Genomic DNA, 13401 nt, shown 5'->3' on the forward strand with positions numbered 1-13401 from the left:
GCCCCGGGATCTGGCGTTTGCCCCGTGCAATATCGGTGGCAGATGCCAAAACCGGGGGCAACGCCGTTTCGGGTGGCGAGCCGAGGCGGGGCGGGCCGGGCTAGTGGCCGAAGGGGTCCTCGTCCACGCCCGGCATCCATGTGTGGCCCGGCGTGAGCCAGCCGCGGTTCTTCATGAACTTGAAGGCGCGCTTCTTGTAGCGCGGCTCCAGCCGGTCGACGTAGAGGCGCCCGTCGAGGTGATCCGTCTCGTGCTGCAGGACTCTTGCGAACCATCCCGTGGCCTCGAATTCGAGCGGGTTTCCCTCCCGGTCCAGGCCCGTCAACGACACCCACTCAGCGCGCTTGAGCGGGTAGGAGCCGCCCGGCACGGACAGGCATCCCTCGGACTCCTCGTCCGGGTCGGGGAGCATCTGCGAGACCTTGCCCAGGCGCAGGCGCGGGTTGATGATGACACCGCGCGGCGGCACCCCGTCCTCGTTCTCGTACTCATACGTGAACAGCCGCAGCCCCACGCCCACCTGCGTCGCCGCCAAGCCCACCCCGTGGGCGGCCTTCTGCGTCTCGAACATGTCGTCGATGAGCGTCTGCAGCTCGTCGTCGAACACCGTGACGTCAGCGGTGACGCGGTGGAGCACGGGCTCGCCGTAGATCGTGATGGGCCGGACGGTCATAGGACTCCTTGGACGAGAGCGACGCGATGAAACGACGAAGGCCGCCCAAGAGGGGCGGCCTTCACATCCCGGGCGCTCGCTGTGCGAGGCGGGACACTGTGGGGTGAGTAACGGGGTTTGAACCCGCGACCTTCTGGACCACAACCAGACGCTCTACCGACTGAGCTATACCCACCGTGTGTCACTCCGGCCCGGGGACCCCGTCCGAAGCAGCGTGTTCAATGCTAGCGGATCAACCCCGCGCTGCGCAAAACGTGGGGGAGTGTCGTACGGCGGGGGTTGAGGGGATGCGCCAGCAGGCGTCGTCGTTCTCCTCAGGAGCCCGACGACGGGCCGCCCGCGACGCGCCGCGCCGCCGCCTCAGCCGCCGCGGAGTCCGGGCCAGGAGCAGGGACGAACACCGTCTCCCGGTAGTAGCGCAGCTCGGCGATCGAATCGAGGATGTCCCCGAGGGCGCGGTGGTTGCCCGTCTTGGCCGGGGCCTTGAAGTACGCGCGCGGGTACCAGCGGCGAGCGAGCTCCTTGATCGTGGAGACGTCGATGAGGCGGTAGTGAAGATGATCGATGACCTCGGGCATGTCCCGGGCGAGGAACGCCTTGTCCGTGCCGACCGAGTTGCCAGCAAGGAGGGCCTTCTTGGGCTCCGGGCAGTGCTCGCGGATGCAGTCCATGATGACCTTCTGGGCCTCAGCCATCGACACGCCCGAGTCCAGCTCCGTGATGAGACCCGAGTTCGTGTGCATGGCCCGCACGAAGTCGTTCATCCCGGCCACGGCCTCGGCGGACGGACGGATGACGACGTCCACACCCTCGCCCAAGGGGTTGAGCTCCGAGTCCGTCACAATGCACGCGACCTCCACCAGGGCGTCCTTCGCGAGGTCCAGCCCCGTCATTTCGCAGTCGATCCAGACGATGTTCTCTTGAGAAATAGGCACCAGCCAAGCCTACGCGAACCGACTCCCACAGGCCCCGCTTGGTAGGATTCTGTCATTGCCGCGGGCCCGCATGTCAGCGCCGTCCGCGCACCTTCACGCTTGCACTCGACGAACCAGGACCCCGCCCGTGGCCAATCCAGCACGCTCAATGAGCGGCCGCGCCGTTCCAGCTTCCGTGGGGCACGCGCGGGCGCACTCGCAGGCAGGCTCCCTGGGACGCAGGCTCCACGAGCGCTTCATGGCGTACGAAGAGGGCGAGGGGCGCCCCTGGGTGGCGATCTGGCAGGGCTTCACCGGATCCATGATGATGCTCGTTGCCTCGTTCGGGGTCGGGTGGCTGCCGAACGCGTCCTACTCCGTGGCGTCGCTGGCGCCGGTCATCTGGATGCGCTACGAACTGGCGGGCGTCATCACGTCGATCCTGCTCCTCGTCTTCGGCGGCATGCTCCTCGTCCGCTCCTGGCTGCGGCTCGGAAGCCGGCTGGGGGACTTCGCGAAGGACGGGACAGCGGCCGCCGTGCGGAACGCGACACTCCTGTGGTCTGCGCCGCTCGCGTTCTCCCTGCCGCTCTTCAGCCGGGACGTCTTCGCGTACATTGCCCAGGGCCTCATGGTCACCAACGGGCTCAACCCCTACAAGGACAGTTACTCCCAGATCACGGGGTACCTGCAGATCGGGGCGGACGACCTCTGGTCCCAGTCGCCCACGCCCTATGGGCCGGTGTGGCTGTGGCTCGAGTCCTGGGCCGTGTTCTTCGGCCAGGGAAATCCGCTGCCGAGCATTGCCGTCTTCCGGCTCCTCGCCATTGTCGGGTTCCTCCTCATGTGGTGGGGCGTCACGAAGATGGCCGCGCTCCATCACGTCAACGTCCCGCGCGCCGTCTTTCTGTCCGTGACGAACCCGCTGGTGCTCACGACCTTCATCGCCTCCATCCACAATGACGCCCTCATGATGGGATGCGTCCTTGTGGGCCTCTACCTCGTGGCGAGGAAGAAGCCCATTCTGGGCATTGCCGTCTTCACCCTCTCGATCGGCATCAAGCCCATCACCGTCCTGCTCCTGCCGTTCATTGGGCTCATGTGGGCGGGGCCTCGCGCCTCGTGGCGGCGAAAGCTCGTCTTCGCCGGCCTGGCCACCGCGTACAGCCTCGGCCTGATGGCCATTCTCGGGTTCATTGTGGGCGGCGGATTCGGGTGGGTGGCTGCCCTCAAGACGCCCGGGACCGTGTGGATCTGGTACGCGCCCGTGGGCATGCTCGGATTCATTGTGGGTGCACTGGCGAATGCGCTGGGGCTTGACGGGGCGTCGCTGACGGATCTCGTGTATCTCGGGGCCAAGGTTGTGGGGCTGCTCGTGGTGGCGCGTGTGTTCTTTGTGGGGAAAGATGCGCATTTGGTGCGGCGGATGGGGGTGGCGCTAGCCGCCGTCGTCCTCTCCTCATCCATGATTCAGGGGTGGTACGTAGTGTGGTTGCTGCCCTTGTTTGCGGTCTCGGGGGTACGGTCCGATTGGCAATACAAAGTCCTGTCTTTCGTCACGCCCTTCTTTGTGGCCTATTCCCTGTGCGATCAGCTGGACATCTTCCCCTATCTCACGGGGATTGACCTGACGAGCGCCCGAAACTTCGCCGCCGTTCTCGTGCTCGCATTCTGTGTGTACCTCGTGGCGATTGATTCCAAGACCAAACATCTTTTCAACATTCGTTGGCCCTCTCTTTCTCAGATGCGCGAGCTCGGAGTGCGAGCCCGGGACGCAGTGCGCGCGGAGGCTGCGCGGATCCGGCGCGGCGCAGAAGGCCACACAGGCACAGACGAGAAAATCGTCAAGGGCCGCGCCCAGGGGCTCAGTGACGCGCCATCCGCGCCCGACGCCGCGCCTGGCGGCACCCCTCAAACGCCGTCGCGGCGAAAGTGAAGTCCATTCTTTTGTAGTCTTGGGGTATGGATACCAATCCGACAGGCAGTTCAGAGTCCGTTTTTCAGGGCACCTTCGAGGTGCACGGCTGGGAGTCCGAACCGTACACCGTTTCCGGTTCGAACTCCGAGTTGTCCCAAGTGCAGTCGACCAAAGAGTACGCCGGACAGATCGAGGGCGTCAGCTATGGGCGTCTGCTCATGGCAGGCAACTCCATCGGGGCCGGCTACGTGGCGTCGGAGGTGTTCGTCGGTGCCGTCGGCGAGAGGTCCGGGTCCTTCGTCTTCCAGCACTGGGGCCTCGCCGAGGGCGCTGCAGCTGCCTCCAGTGGCAACATCATCCCCGGCTCCGGCACGGGAGAGCTCGCCGACCTTATCGGACACCTCACCATGTGGCAGGACGCCGAGGGGCGCCACCACGTCAAGCTCAACGCCGGGCCGAGGTAAGGGCGAGCGGCGCACAAACCCAGATAGACTGGACCCATCCGCTCGGCTCAGCGGCCTTCGGCATCGCCGCCGCACGCGCTGAGCCGTATGCCTCAGTAGCTCAGGGGATAGAGCAGGAGCCTTCTAATCTCTTGGTCGGGGGTTCGAATCCCTCCTGGGGCACGCTAGGCCCCGGAATCACGCCGATTCCGGGGCCTTTGTCGTGCCCGGGGCGCGGGCAAGTCTCCCGAGAGCCTCCCATTACTCGGGCGCCTCGCCGCTGTGACCCAATCCCACTCACTGTCGGCGGTGCGCCTGTGCGCTGAGACGTGGGCCGGCACGGCGGCGGGGTCACGGATGCCGCAGCCGCGTTCCAACGCGTCGGAACACACAGAGGGCCGACCTCGTCGCGTCAACTCCCGGGAACAATCCAAGGTGTTGGTACGCGGCCGAAGTCGGCCCTCCGTGCGTGGGTGCGCGGCGCTGCCGTGTCTATGGGCGGCAGCCGAGCACGCGAGTCACATCAGCGTGGGTCAGATGCCGCGGCCGAAGTTGTCGTAGCGGTCCTGCGGAGCCTCGTTGGCAAGGAAGACCGTGGGGGACCAGACCTGCTGAACGAGGACGGCGTTGCGCTTGCCGATGTTGAACCAGGCGTTGCTCCACGTCAGATCGCGGCGGGCGCCCGGCGCCAAGTCCTTGCGCGTGGAGATGCGGAAGGTGCTCGGGGAGTTCTTCGAGACGAGGATCCACAGCGGGTTGTCAGCCGTCAGGGTGGCGTTGAAGCCCGTGTTGGTCTGACCGGTGAAGGCATCGACAAACGTGACGTCGATCCAGGCGCCGGCCGGAATCGTCTCACCCGTGTTGTTGCGGATGGAGATCTTGCCAGCGGTGAACGCGCCGGGGACCGGGGCGTTGCTGAACACGTTGACCGTCAGCGGGCTGTAGGTCCGAACGGGCTCAGCCTTGGCGGCGACCGCTCCGGTCAGGGCGACGGCCGGGGCGGCGAGGGCCGCAGTGCCGAGGATCTGGCGACGGGACAGAGTCATGATTCTGCTCGATTCTTTACTTGTCTCTGGGGATATGGGTTAGACGACGGGCGCGGAGGTGGCCAAGCCACCGACCGCGCCCGTCGCCGGGTGTTCGTTGAAGAACAACGAAGAGGAGTCAGGCCTTAGAAGACCTGATCGCCCTGGTTCTCGAACGTCTGGGTGACGCCGTTGAGCTGAAGGAGGTTCGTGATGCGGCCATCGGTCACGCCGCCGTCGCCTGCGGACATCGTGGTGTAGAAGCGGTGCTGGCCGTTGAGGTTGTAGACGTCCAGGGGATTGAAGGTGATCGTCCACTGGTAGTCGAGGCTGCCGACCGGGTGCGTCGAGGTCTGGGCGACGTCGTGGGTCTTGATGTCGGTCGTCACACGGTCAGCCTGGGTGAGGGTGACCGGACGGAAACGGTTGATGCCGCCGGCGTTGCGGAGGACGTTGACCGTGATGGTCTCAGTCGTGACGGCTTCCGGGGCCTTGCAGCCATTGGCCGGCTTGACGCCGGGCGTGACGACAGTCCAGAACGACACGGTGCCGAGCGCGCCATCTGCGCCGACGTACTGAACGTGCTCGAAGTGGTAGTCCCAGTTGTTCCACGGCGTGCAGGATGCTGCCTGCGCAGGGGCTGCCGAGGCGAGCGCGACGGCCGGAGCCGCCCAGGCAGCGCCCTTGGCCACGTTTCGACGAGAAATTGAGTTAGACACGATGGGTCTCCGTTGGATAGGGGTTTAGGTCTGCGCCAAGATTATTCGTAACCCTATCTAACAATCTCCCCCTCTGCAAAGTGATGGCGATCTTCGAGATAAACCGTACATTAAATATGTAAACGAGTGGAATAAAAGCACTTCTGAAAGTGCGAACGTGCTGGAAATGCTGGTCTCACGGCTACGCCGATCCGGCGCGCCTGCGCTCGTCGGCGGGCACCGGGTGTTCGGAGAAGCCGTGCTTCCCCGCGCCTGCCGTGGCTGGGACCTGCTCGGCACACCATCCGATTCGCTTCCCCCTCCACAGCCGCAGCCGATGCACCCGGACCGGGAAAGTTATCCACGTTTCGCGCCTCCGCGGTGCCCGGCGGGTTGGTCCTTGCCACAGTCGTTGTCAACGCCGAAGCCATCGGCGTCACGGCAACGAAAGGAAGACCATGTCTCACGTGGTTCTACACGGGGTGATCGGGACGGACTTGAGCGCGGGCTCCACGGCCCTCGGCACCCCCACGGCCCGGTTTCGTCTGGCAACTCAACACCGCTTCTACCGTCCACGGGAGCAGGACTGGATGTCGGGGCCCACGAGCTGGGTCACCGTCCAGGCCTACCGCCGCCTGGCCCAGAACGCCATTTCGAGCCTGTCCAAAGGGGACCGGGTGGTGGTGACGGGGCGCCTGACGGTCCGCGACTGGGCGGCTGAGGATGGACGGCGCGGCCGAGCCGTCGAGATCATCGCGGAGAGCATCGGGCCAGATCTCCGCTTCACAACATGCGCTGTCCACCATCCCTCGGGCCCCAGGAACGGGGGAGCCGGCGGCGGGGCGAGCGAGTTCGAGACCGCAGACGAGTCGCTCGAGCCGGACGTCCTCGAGGACGAGGTTGACCGCGAGACGGGCGAGATCTACGACCCTGCAGCTTCCTCGTCCGCCCCGGGCGAGGACCAGGACTTCGGCGAGGGACCGCTTGATCGCCCCGAAATCTCCAGCGCGTCCGCGAGCCCCGTTCCAGCAGCTGCCTCTGCAGGCACCCCCTTCTGACCCCAGGCCCCGGGCCACCTCAACCTCGACGCACCATTCCCACAGACAGGAGTCACTGTGATGCGTTCTCGCCTCACGAATTCATGCCGAACAATCACCGCCACATCACTCGTTGCGGGGGCTCTCGTTCTCCCGGACCTTGCCTACGCTATTCCGCAGGTGAGCATGTCGCCGGGTCCCGGAGCCGAGTCGGCTCACCGCGCGCCAGCCCCGTCGTCGTCGCAATCTGCGCCTGGAACCCAGGCTGAAGGGGAGAAGGGCGACGACGCAGCCGCTCGCCTCTCAGGACCGAACGTCACGCACGGCCGCACCAAAGACGGGCACCTTCAGGAGGCCAGCGCTGAATGGCTCGGAATCAAGCCCGGCGCCACAGTCAAGAACAATCAGCTGGTCCAGATCAACCTGAAGATCAACGCGAACAACGCGGACGGCTCCGCCACCGCGCGGCCGACCCGGATGTCGGTTCAGCTCAAGAACGGGCGGTTCCCGGATGACGTGAAGCAAATTTCGGGCGTCACCGTCTCCGCCGATGGCCGCGAGGCCACCGTTGACTTTGGGCAGGTCGCGGGCGGCACAACCAAGCAGCTCGCACTCGATGTGCAGCCCAACGGGGAGAACGGCACGATGCTCACCGCCAAGGTGACGCCGAACGTCGCGTCCAAGATTGAGCTTCCGGGCCTGCGGGTCTCGGCCACGCACGATGTCCAGGTGTCCACGGAACCCCACGAGTCCCTCCACGCGATGGCGGACAGCACACCAAAGCACAAGATGTGGTTTCCGTTCATGATGACCGTGCCAGTGGACGGGGTGCCGCTTGGAGACAAGGCGGAGTTTGATCTGGTCGTCCGCAGCGACGAGGCGGACTTCTTTGAGAATCTCTCTGTGACGCGATGGGACGCCAACGGAGTTCCGCTCCCGGGCGTGACGGTGACTAAGAACGCCGCCACGAAGTCCTTCCACGTCGTCCTGACCGGTCTGAAGCCGCCCAAGCCTCCCGCGCTTCGGCTCGGACCCAATGGCGAAAAGGTGACACCGGACCGGCTCCCTGTCGTCAAGATGGTTTTCTACCCGGAGCTCAACAACGGGGCCCGCGGAGCCCAGCGCAACAAGCCGTACAAGTACACGATGACCATCGAGAACCTCGACGTGAGAACGTCCGCGAACACGGCGATCACCACCGACTCGCCCGGGGACAACGTCCGGACCTTCCACGGGCGTCACTCCCGAGGGACAGTGCAGACCGACATCCTTCGCTGGACAGTGCCGGAGCTGCTCTCGGAGGAGGAGAACGCGGGCATGCGCAATCGGGCCGGGCATGGGCCCTTCCTCCACGCGCAGCCGGGCGACAAGTTCCTTGTCCAGACGACCTCCTTCATCAACCACCCGCTCACGCCGAAGAACCAGAGCGCGTTCCTCCAGACCACGCACTTCCTCACCGTGGACCCGGGGTTCACACGGTTCGCCGGAAACAAGGTCGGGGTGCGCACGCTGGGAGGAGACACACGGTTCTACGACAGGAACAACCTGCCCTCGTTCATCCGCTGGTCCACGGACCCCCTGCCGCCCCACGACGGCGACCTGAGGACGCTGAACTACACCCGCGGCGGGTCCATGCCGGAGAACGCGACCGTCATCGCGTGGGACAACAGCCGCGAGCAGTACGCCTCTGCCACCAACGTTCCGGACGACCCCCGGGGGCGCAGTGACCAGTTCTTCGTTCCCATCGAGGTCCTGCCGGACAACATCACCGCGGACTTCGACGGAAACGTCTTCCAATTCTCCGCATTCTCCGTAGGGGACAACAGCTACCACCCGATCTCCGCGGGCGGGGATCCGCGGGCCTACCTGCCTGTGCCGTCCAAGCGGTACCCAAACGTGACCCGGCGGAACACCCGCGTGGACGCGATCTCGGCGGCACCCTTCTCAACGGAGTCGGCCACCTCCGTCGATGCCAAGCGGCTCGCCACGGGGGAGAGCGCAACTCTCGTGCTCACGGATGCGTCCACTTCCCGGCACCCCAACCTCGCTCCCTACCGGAACCAGCCCCACACTCTGGAGTCCACGGTCACCCTGCCCGCAACCCTGCGCCTTGAGCGCGAGGGATTGCCAGCGGACGCCAAAGTCACCCAGAACGAGGACGGCACGACGACCTTGGTCTACCGTCGCTCCACGCAGACCAACGAACGGGCCGAGACCAGGGTCAAAGTGACCGCTCTCGCCAACGGCAGCGTCGCCCGGATCCGGCACGAGACACGGGACGTTTCAGAGTTCGTGAAACGCTCATTCGACTGGGCCTATGCGGAGTCCGTCTATGGCCTCGCGCTCGCGGCCTCAAATGAGACCCTGCTCTCGAAGACGGCGGTGGCGCCCGAGATGAGCTTCAACGGCTCCAATGCCTGGATCATCGAGGAAGAGAACAAGACGTCCACACAGGCTGGGCGCGTCGCTGTCGTGGACATCCTGCCCTATGCGGGGGATGGCAACGGCACCCGGTATCGGGGACGCGTCCACTACACGGAGCCTGTTGCCGCAAGCCCGGGCGTCAAGGTCTACTATTCGCGCCAGAAGCCCGAGACGATCTCAAAGGACCCTGCGGACCCGAAGAACCTGGGGCCCAACCTCGACACCCCGGGCGAGGGCTGGGTCACGGACAAGCCAGACGGCGGATACACCGCCGTCATGCTCGTCAGCGAAGGGCAGGCGCCGGGCGCACGCCTCACTGCCCGCATCCCCTTCAGCACGGAGGGGAACCTGCCGGAAGACAGGTACGCGAACGCGGCGTGGTCGCGCTCCGGGGTTGGAGGAGAAAACACGGACCTTCGCATGATTCGTTCGGCAACCGCTATTTCCCCCAAGGAGGCCGCGAAGCTCCAGGTGCACAAGAAACTCGTTGAGGGACAACAGCTGCGGGCCGGTGCCACAGTGCGGTACGCCATCGACGTGCACAATGCAGGGTCCACACCCGCCGAGGACGTCCTCGTCCGGGACCCAGGCGGAAATGGTGTTGAGCCCGGCAGCGTGCGCTTCCTCGAGCCGCCCAAGGGCACGCACATCGCCGGCGACGAATGGCGTGTCGGTGTGCTGGGCGCCGGCGAGACCAAGCGAATCCTCGTCGAAGTGCGCATCAGCGACACGGCGGCCGGCGGACGAGTCGGGAACGTCGTGACCATCGAGAACCCGCGCCATCCACGCCCTGAAGGGCCCGAGACGTGCGTGCCCAATGTTGACGTTCTCTCTGACACGGACGGGTGCCATGTGACGGATGACGAAGTCCCGGAGCCAGCACTCCTGCGCATTGACAAAGAGTCCGCAGGGCAGCCAGGCGAAGACGGCCTCGTTCCCTTCCGCCTCACTGTGAAGAATGCGAGCAGCCGGGAGGCGACCAACGTCGTCATCAAGGACTACGGAGGCGAGGGACTCGACGCCTCGTCCCTCGTCTTCGAATCCGTGCCCGATGGCACCCGCACCGAGGGACCCCACTGGCTCATCCCGAGCCTCCGCTCCGGGGAGACCCGAAGCGTCACCGTCAAGCTGCGGCGCGCGGCCGATCAAGGGGAGAAGACCTCCACCGTCCGCAACACGGCCACAGCGTGGGAGAAGGACCCCTCAACACCTGATCTGAGGGACCCGAACGAGGCCAAGGCCAAGGACCCGACACGCCTGTGCCAAGTCAACAATGGGATCGATGCAGACACGGACTCCTGCGACACGTTCGCCGTCGACCTCACCCCACCCAACGGACCGGACGAGAAGCCAGCGGGCGTCCTCCCGCGACTCTTCGGCACAGGCCACGCGGGCCAGGGTAGGCCGGAACCGTCTCTCCTCCCGCTGGCCGGGCTCGCAGCGGCCGTCGGGGCCGTCGGGGCGCTCGCGGGCTGGACGCAACGGAAGCGCCGGAACGCATCTCGCTGACGCCGTCACAGGGCGGATGCCGGGCCCAGGGCGGGCCGGGGTGGCTGACAGCCCGACCGGGAACGGTCACCATCGCGAGGAGGCGGGCGCAGGACAGCGTCCCGCGCCCGCCTCCAGTCGCCTCACTTCGCTGACATCGCTGACGTCGCTCACGTCGGGCCCCTCGGGGCCGGGGAAAGGAAACTCAGATGGCCAGACAATCGCGCGTGCGCGGATGGATTGGGCTCGGCCTGTTGCTGGGCCTTGTCACGGGCGCGGCTTTCGCCGCGTGGCTGTTCCTGAGAGGGCCTATGGTCGCCTCGCAGCCGAAGTCACCGGGGGACCTCCTCGCTGTGGACGAGGATGGGCTTCGTGTGGCGCCGAACCCAGCCCGGCAGTTCCGAGCAGCCCAGTGCGACCGCCAACCGCAGGCGGAAATCACTGTGGAACCGATGAGCTGGAGCGTGCCGAGCCTCGGTGTGGGCGCGCAAGTGGTGTGGTCCGGTCAGAGGCGAGTCGCGGTCTACTTGCCGGACCCGCCTCAGGGCGTGCTCCTCTCCGACGGCCCTGGCGTCTACAGCGCTGCGGGGGCAGCCGTCATGGCCGGTCACGTGGACGATGCCCAGGGGCGACTGACGCCATGGGGTGCGCTCCACCGCCTTGAGCCGTGCAACCGCATCTATGCGAGGGACTCGCACGGGGGAACGAGAGAGTTCGTGGTGACGGACCTGTACACCGTCGGACAGAGAGACATTCTCAAGGAGGACATCTACCGGATCTTGGGTCCGAAGGAGCTCGTGCTCGTGACCTGCTCAGGGCCCACGGTGGGAGAGGCAGGCTCGCCGTTCGCGTTTCGGTACGAGCACAACCTCATCGTGCGCGCGGCCCCCGTGGACGAGAGGCCTCGGACGGTGGCGCGCGAATAGCCGCGCCCGGTGTGAGAGGACTAGTGTGGTTCCCATGGCCGAGTTCATTTACACCATGACCCATGCCCGAAAAGCCGTCGGGGACAAAGTCATCCTCGACGACGTGAGCATGTCGTTCTTCCCTGGCGCAAAGATCGGCGTCGTCGGTCCCAACGGCGCGGGAAAGTCGACGATCCTCAAGATTATGGCAGGGCTTGACACGCCCTCCAACGGCGAGGCTCGACTGAGCCCCGGATACAGCGTCGGCATCCTCCTTCAGGAGCCGCCGCTCAACGAAGACAAGACCGTGCTCGGCAACGTCCAAGAGGGCGTCGGTGAGATCTACGGCAAGATCCAGCGCTACAACGAGATCTCCGAAGAGATGGCCAACCCGGACGCCGACTTCGACTCCCTCATGGAGGAGATGGGCAAGCTCCAGGAAGCCATCGACGCGGCTGACGCGTGGGACATCGACAACCAGCTTGAGCAGGCCATGGACGCGCTGCGCTGCCCTCCGGGGGACGCCGACGTCTCGGTTCTCTCCGGTGGTGAACGCCGTCGCGTGGCCCTCTGCAAGCTCCTCCTCCAGAAGCCGGATCTGCTGCTTCTTGACGAGCCGACCAACCACCTCGACGCCGAGTCCGTCCTGTGGCTTGAGCAGCACCTCGCCAGCTACCCGGGTGCAGTCCTCGCCGTGACACACGATCGCTACTTCCTCGACCACGTCGCGGAGTGGATCTGTGAAGTGGACCGGGGACGTCTCTACCCGTACGAGGGCAACTACTCGACCTACCTCGAGAAGAAGCGGGCCCGCATGGAGGTCCAGGGAAAGAAGGACGCCAAGCTCGCCAAGCGCCTCGCTGAGGAGCTCGACTGGGTCCGGTCCAACGCCAAGGGGCGCCAGACCAAGTCCAAGGCCCGCCTCGCCCGCTACGAGGAAATGGCCGCGGAGGCCGAGCGCACCCGCAAGCTGGACTTCGAGGAGATCCAGATCCCGCCGGGTCCGCGCCTTGGATCGCAGGTCATCGAGGCCACGAACCTCAAGAAGGGCTTCGGGGACCGCATCCTCATCGACGGCCTCTCCTTCTCGCTGCCCCGCAACGGCATTGTCGGCGTGATCGGCCCCAACGGCGTCGGCAAGTCCACGCTCTTCAAGACCATTGTCGGGCTTGAGGAACTGGACGGTGGCGAGCTGAAGATCGGCGATTCCGTCAAGATCTCCTACGTTGACCAGAGCCGCGGTGGCATCGACCCTGAGAAGTCCCTCTGGGAGGTTGTCTCGGACGGGCTGGACTACATCCAGGTCGGCAACGTCGAGATGCCGTCACGCGCCTACGTCTCCGCCTTCGGGTTCAAGGGTCCAGACCAGCAGAAGAAGGCCGGCGTCCTCTCCGGTGGTGAGCGCAACCGCCTCAACCTGGCGCTGACCCTGAAGCAGGGTGGCAACCTCCTGCTTCTCGATGAGCCCACGAACGACCTCGACGTGGAGACGCTGAGCTCGCTGGAGAACGCGCTCCTCGACTTCCCCGGCTGCGCCGTCGTCGTCTCTCACGACCGCTGGTTCCTCGACCGAGTCTCCACGCACATCCTCGCCTACGAGGGCACCGAGGAGGACCCGGCCAAGTGGTACTGGTTCGAGGGCAACTTCGAGGCCTATGAGGAGAACAAGATCGAGCGCCTCGGCCCGGATGCGGCCAAGCCGCACCGTGTCACGCACCGCCGCCTGACGCGCGACTAGCCCTCCTCCTCACTCGCACAGACAAGGCCGCGGCCCCGTTTCGGGAGCCGCGGCCTTGGTGCATGTGAGCCGAGATCGGCGGGCACGGGACGGAGGTCCGGAGATCGGCGGGCACGGGACGGAAGTCCGGAGATCGGC

The 13401-nt window shown here is 65.8% G+C and carries 10 protein-coding genes and 2 tRNA genes; 7 read left to right on the forward strand and 5 right to left on the reverse strand.

Going from position 1 to position 13401, the window contains the following annotated elements; genetic code table 11:
• Positions 1-100: 100 nt before the first annotated feature.
• The 3 genes from def to orn all read right to left on the reverse strand — a co-directional run bounded on the left by def (position 101) and on the right by orn (position 1608).
• On the reverse strand, positions 101-673 hold the full coding sequence (gene def, locus J2S35_RS09330; RefSeq protein ID WP_309852629.1) for a peptide deformylase: 573 nt from the start codon (positions 671-673) through the stop codon (positions 101-103).
• A gap of 99 nt (positions 674-772) precedes the next feature.
• Positions 773-848, reverse strand: a tRNA-His gene (locus J2S35_RS09335).
• Between the two features lie 139 nt (positions 849-987).
• Positions 988-1608: an oligoribonuclease gene (orn, locus tag J2S35_RS09340; protein WP_309852632.1), complete on the reverse strand. Its 621-nt coding sequence runs from the start codon at positions 1606-1608 to the stop codon at positions 988-990.
• A 127-nt stretch (positions 1609-1735) separates the two neighbouring features.
• Between orn and mptB the strand changes: the two genes are divergently transcribed.
• The 3 genes from mptB (at position 1736) to J2S35_RS09355 (ending at position 4131) form a co-directional block, all read left to right on the forward strand.
• Positions 1736-3523: a polyprenol phosphomannose-dependent alpha 1,6 mannosyltransferase MptB gene (gene mptB, locus J2S35_RS09345; RefSeq protein WP_309852633.1), complete on the forward strand. Its 1788-nt coding sequence runs from the start codon at positions 1736-1738 to the stop codon at positions 3521-3523.
• 26 nt (positions 3524-3549) lie between these two features.
• Entirely contained in the window at positions 3550-3969 is a 420-nt protein-coding gene (locus J2S35_RS09350; protein WP_309852636.1) for a DUF3224 domain-containing protein, read from the forward strand.
• A gap of 89 nt (positions 3970-4058) precedes the next feature.
• Positions 4059-4131: transfer RNA gene (locus J2S35_RS09355), tRNA-Arg, on the forward strand.
• 350 nt (positions 4132-4481) lie between these two features.
• Here the strand turns inward: J2S35_RS09355 and J2S35_RS09360 are convergent.
• Positions 4482-4994, reverse strand: coding sequence for a hypothetical protein (locus J2S35_RS09360; RefSeq protein WP_309852639.1), 513 nt, complete (start codon positions 4992-4994; stop codon positions 4482-4484).
• Between the two features lie 125 nt (positions 4995-5119).
• Positions 5120-5692, reverse strand: a complete 573-nt coding sequence (locus J2S35_RS09365) for a hypothetical protein (protein ID WP_309852642.1) — start codon at positions 5690-5692, stop codon at positions 5120-5122.
• Positions 5693-6129: 437 nt separating this feature from the next.
• Between J2S35_RS09365 and J2S35_RS09370 the strand changes: the two genes are divergently transcribed.
• The 4 genes from J2S35_RS09370 (at position 6130) to ettA (ending at position 13263) form a co-directional block, all read left to right on the forward strand.
• Entirely contained in the window at positions 6130-6729 is a 600-nt protein-coding gene (locus tag J2S35_RS09370; RefSeq protein ID WP_309852646.1) for a single-stranded DNA-binding protein, read from the forward strand.
• A gap of 165 nt (positions 6730-6894) precedes the next feature.
• Positions 6895-10641: a COG1361 family protein gene (locus tag J2S35_RS09375; protein ID WP_309852649.1), complete on the forward strand. Its 3747-nt coding sequence runs from the start codon at positions 6895-6897 to the stop codon at positions 10639-10641.
• Positions 10642-10829: 188 nt separating this feature from the next.
• Positions 10830-11546, forward strand: a complete 717-nt coding sequence (locus J2S35_RS09380) for a class F sortase (protein WP_309852652.1) — start codon at positions 10830-10832, stop codon at positions 11544-11546.
• Between the two features lie 34 nt (positions 11547-11580).
• The gene (ettA, locus tag J2S35_RS09385) at positions 11581-13263 is read left to right on the forward strand and encodes an energy-dependent translational throttle protein EttA (protein WP_309852654.1); all 1683 of its coding nucleotides are present in this window, start codon (positions 11581-11583) and stop codon (positions 13261-13263) included.
• The last annotated feature ends 138 nt before the right edge of the window (positions 13264-13401 follow it).

It is taken from the genome of Falsarthrobacter nasiphocae (assembly GCF_031456275.1).
Taxonomy (GTDB): Bacteria; Actinomycetota; Actinomycetes; order Actinomycetales; family Micrococcaceae; genus Falsarthrobacter; species Falsarthrobacter nasiphocae.

Bases quoted from the DNA above. Each gene is read 5' to 3' on its own strand.
- def (WP_309852629.1), bottom strand. From the start codon at position 673: ATGACCGTCCGGCCCATCACGATCTACGGCGAGCCCGTGCTCCACCGC.
- J2S35_RS09350 (WP_309852636.1), top strand. From the start codon at position 3,550: ATGGATACCAATCCGACAGGCAGTTCAGAGTCCGTTTTTCAGGGCACC.
- J2S35_RS09360 (WP_309852639.1), bottom strand. From the start codon at position 4,994: ATGACTCTGTCCCGTCGCCAGATCCTCGGCACTGCGGCCCTCGCCGCC.
- J2S35_RS09370 (WP_309852646.1), top strand. From the start codon at position 6,130: ATGTCTCACGTGGTTCTACACGGGGTGATCGGGACGGACTTGAGCGCG.
- J2S35_RS09375 (WP_309852649.1), top strand. From the start codon at position 6,895: ATGTCGCCGGGTCCCGGAGCCGAGTCGGCTCACCGCGCGCCAGCCCCG.
- J2S35_RS09380 (WP_309852652.1), top strand. From the start codon at position 10,830: ATGGCCAGACAATCGCGCGTGCGCGGATGGATTGGGCTCGGCCTGTTG.
- ettA (WP_309852654.1), top strand. From the start codon at position 11,581: ATGGCCGAGTTCATTTACACCATGACCCATGCCCGAAAAGCCGTCGGG.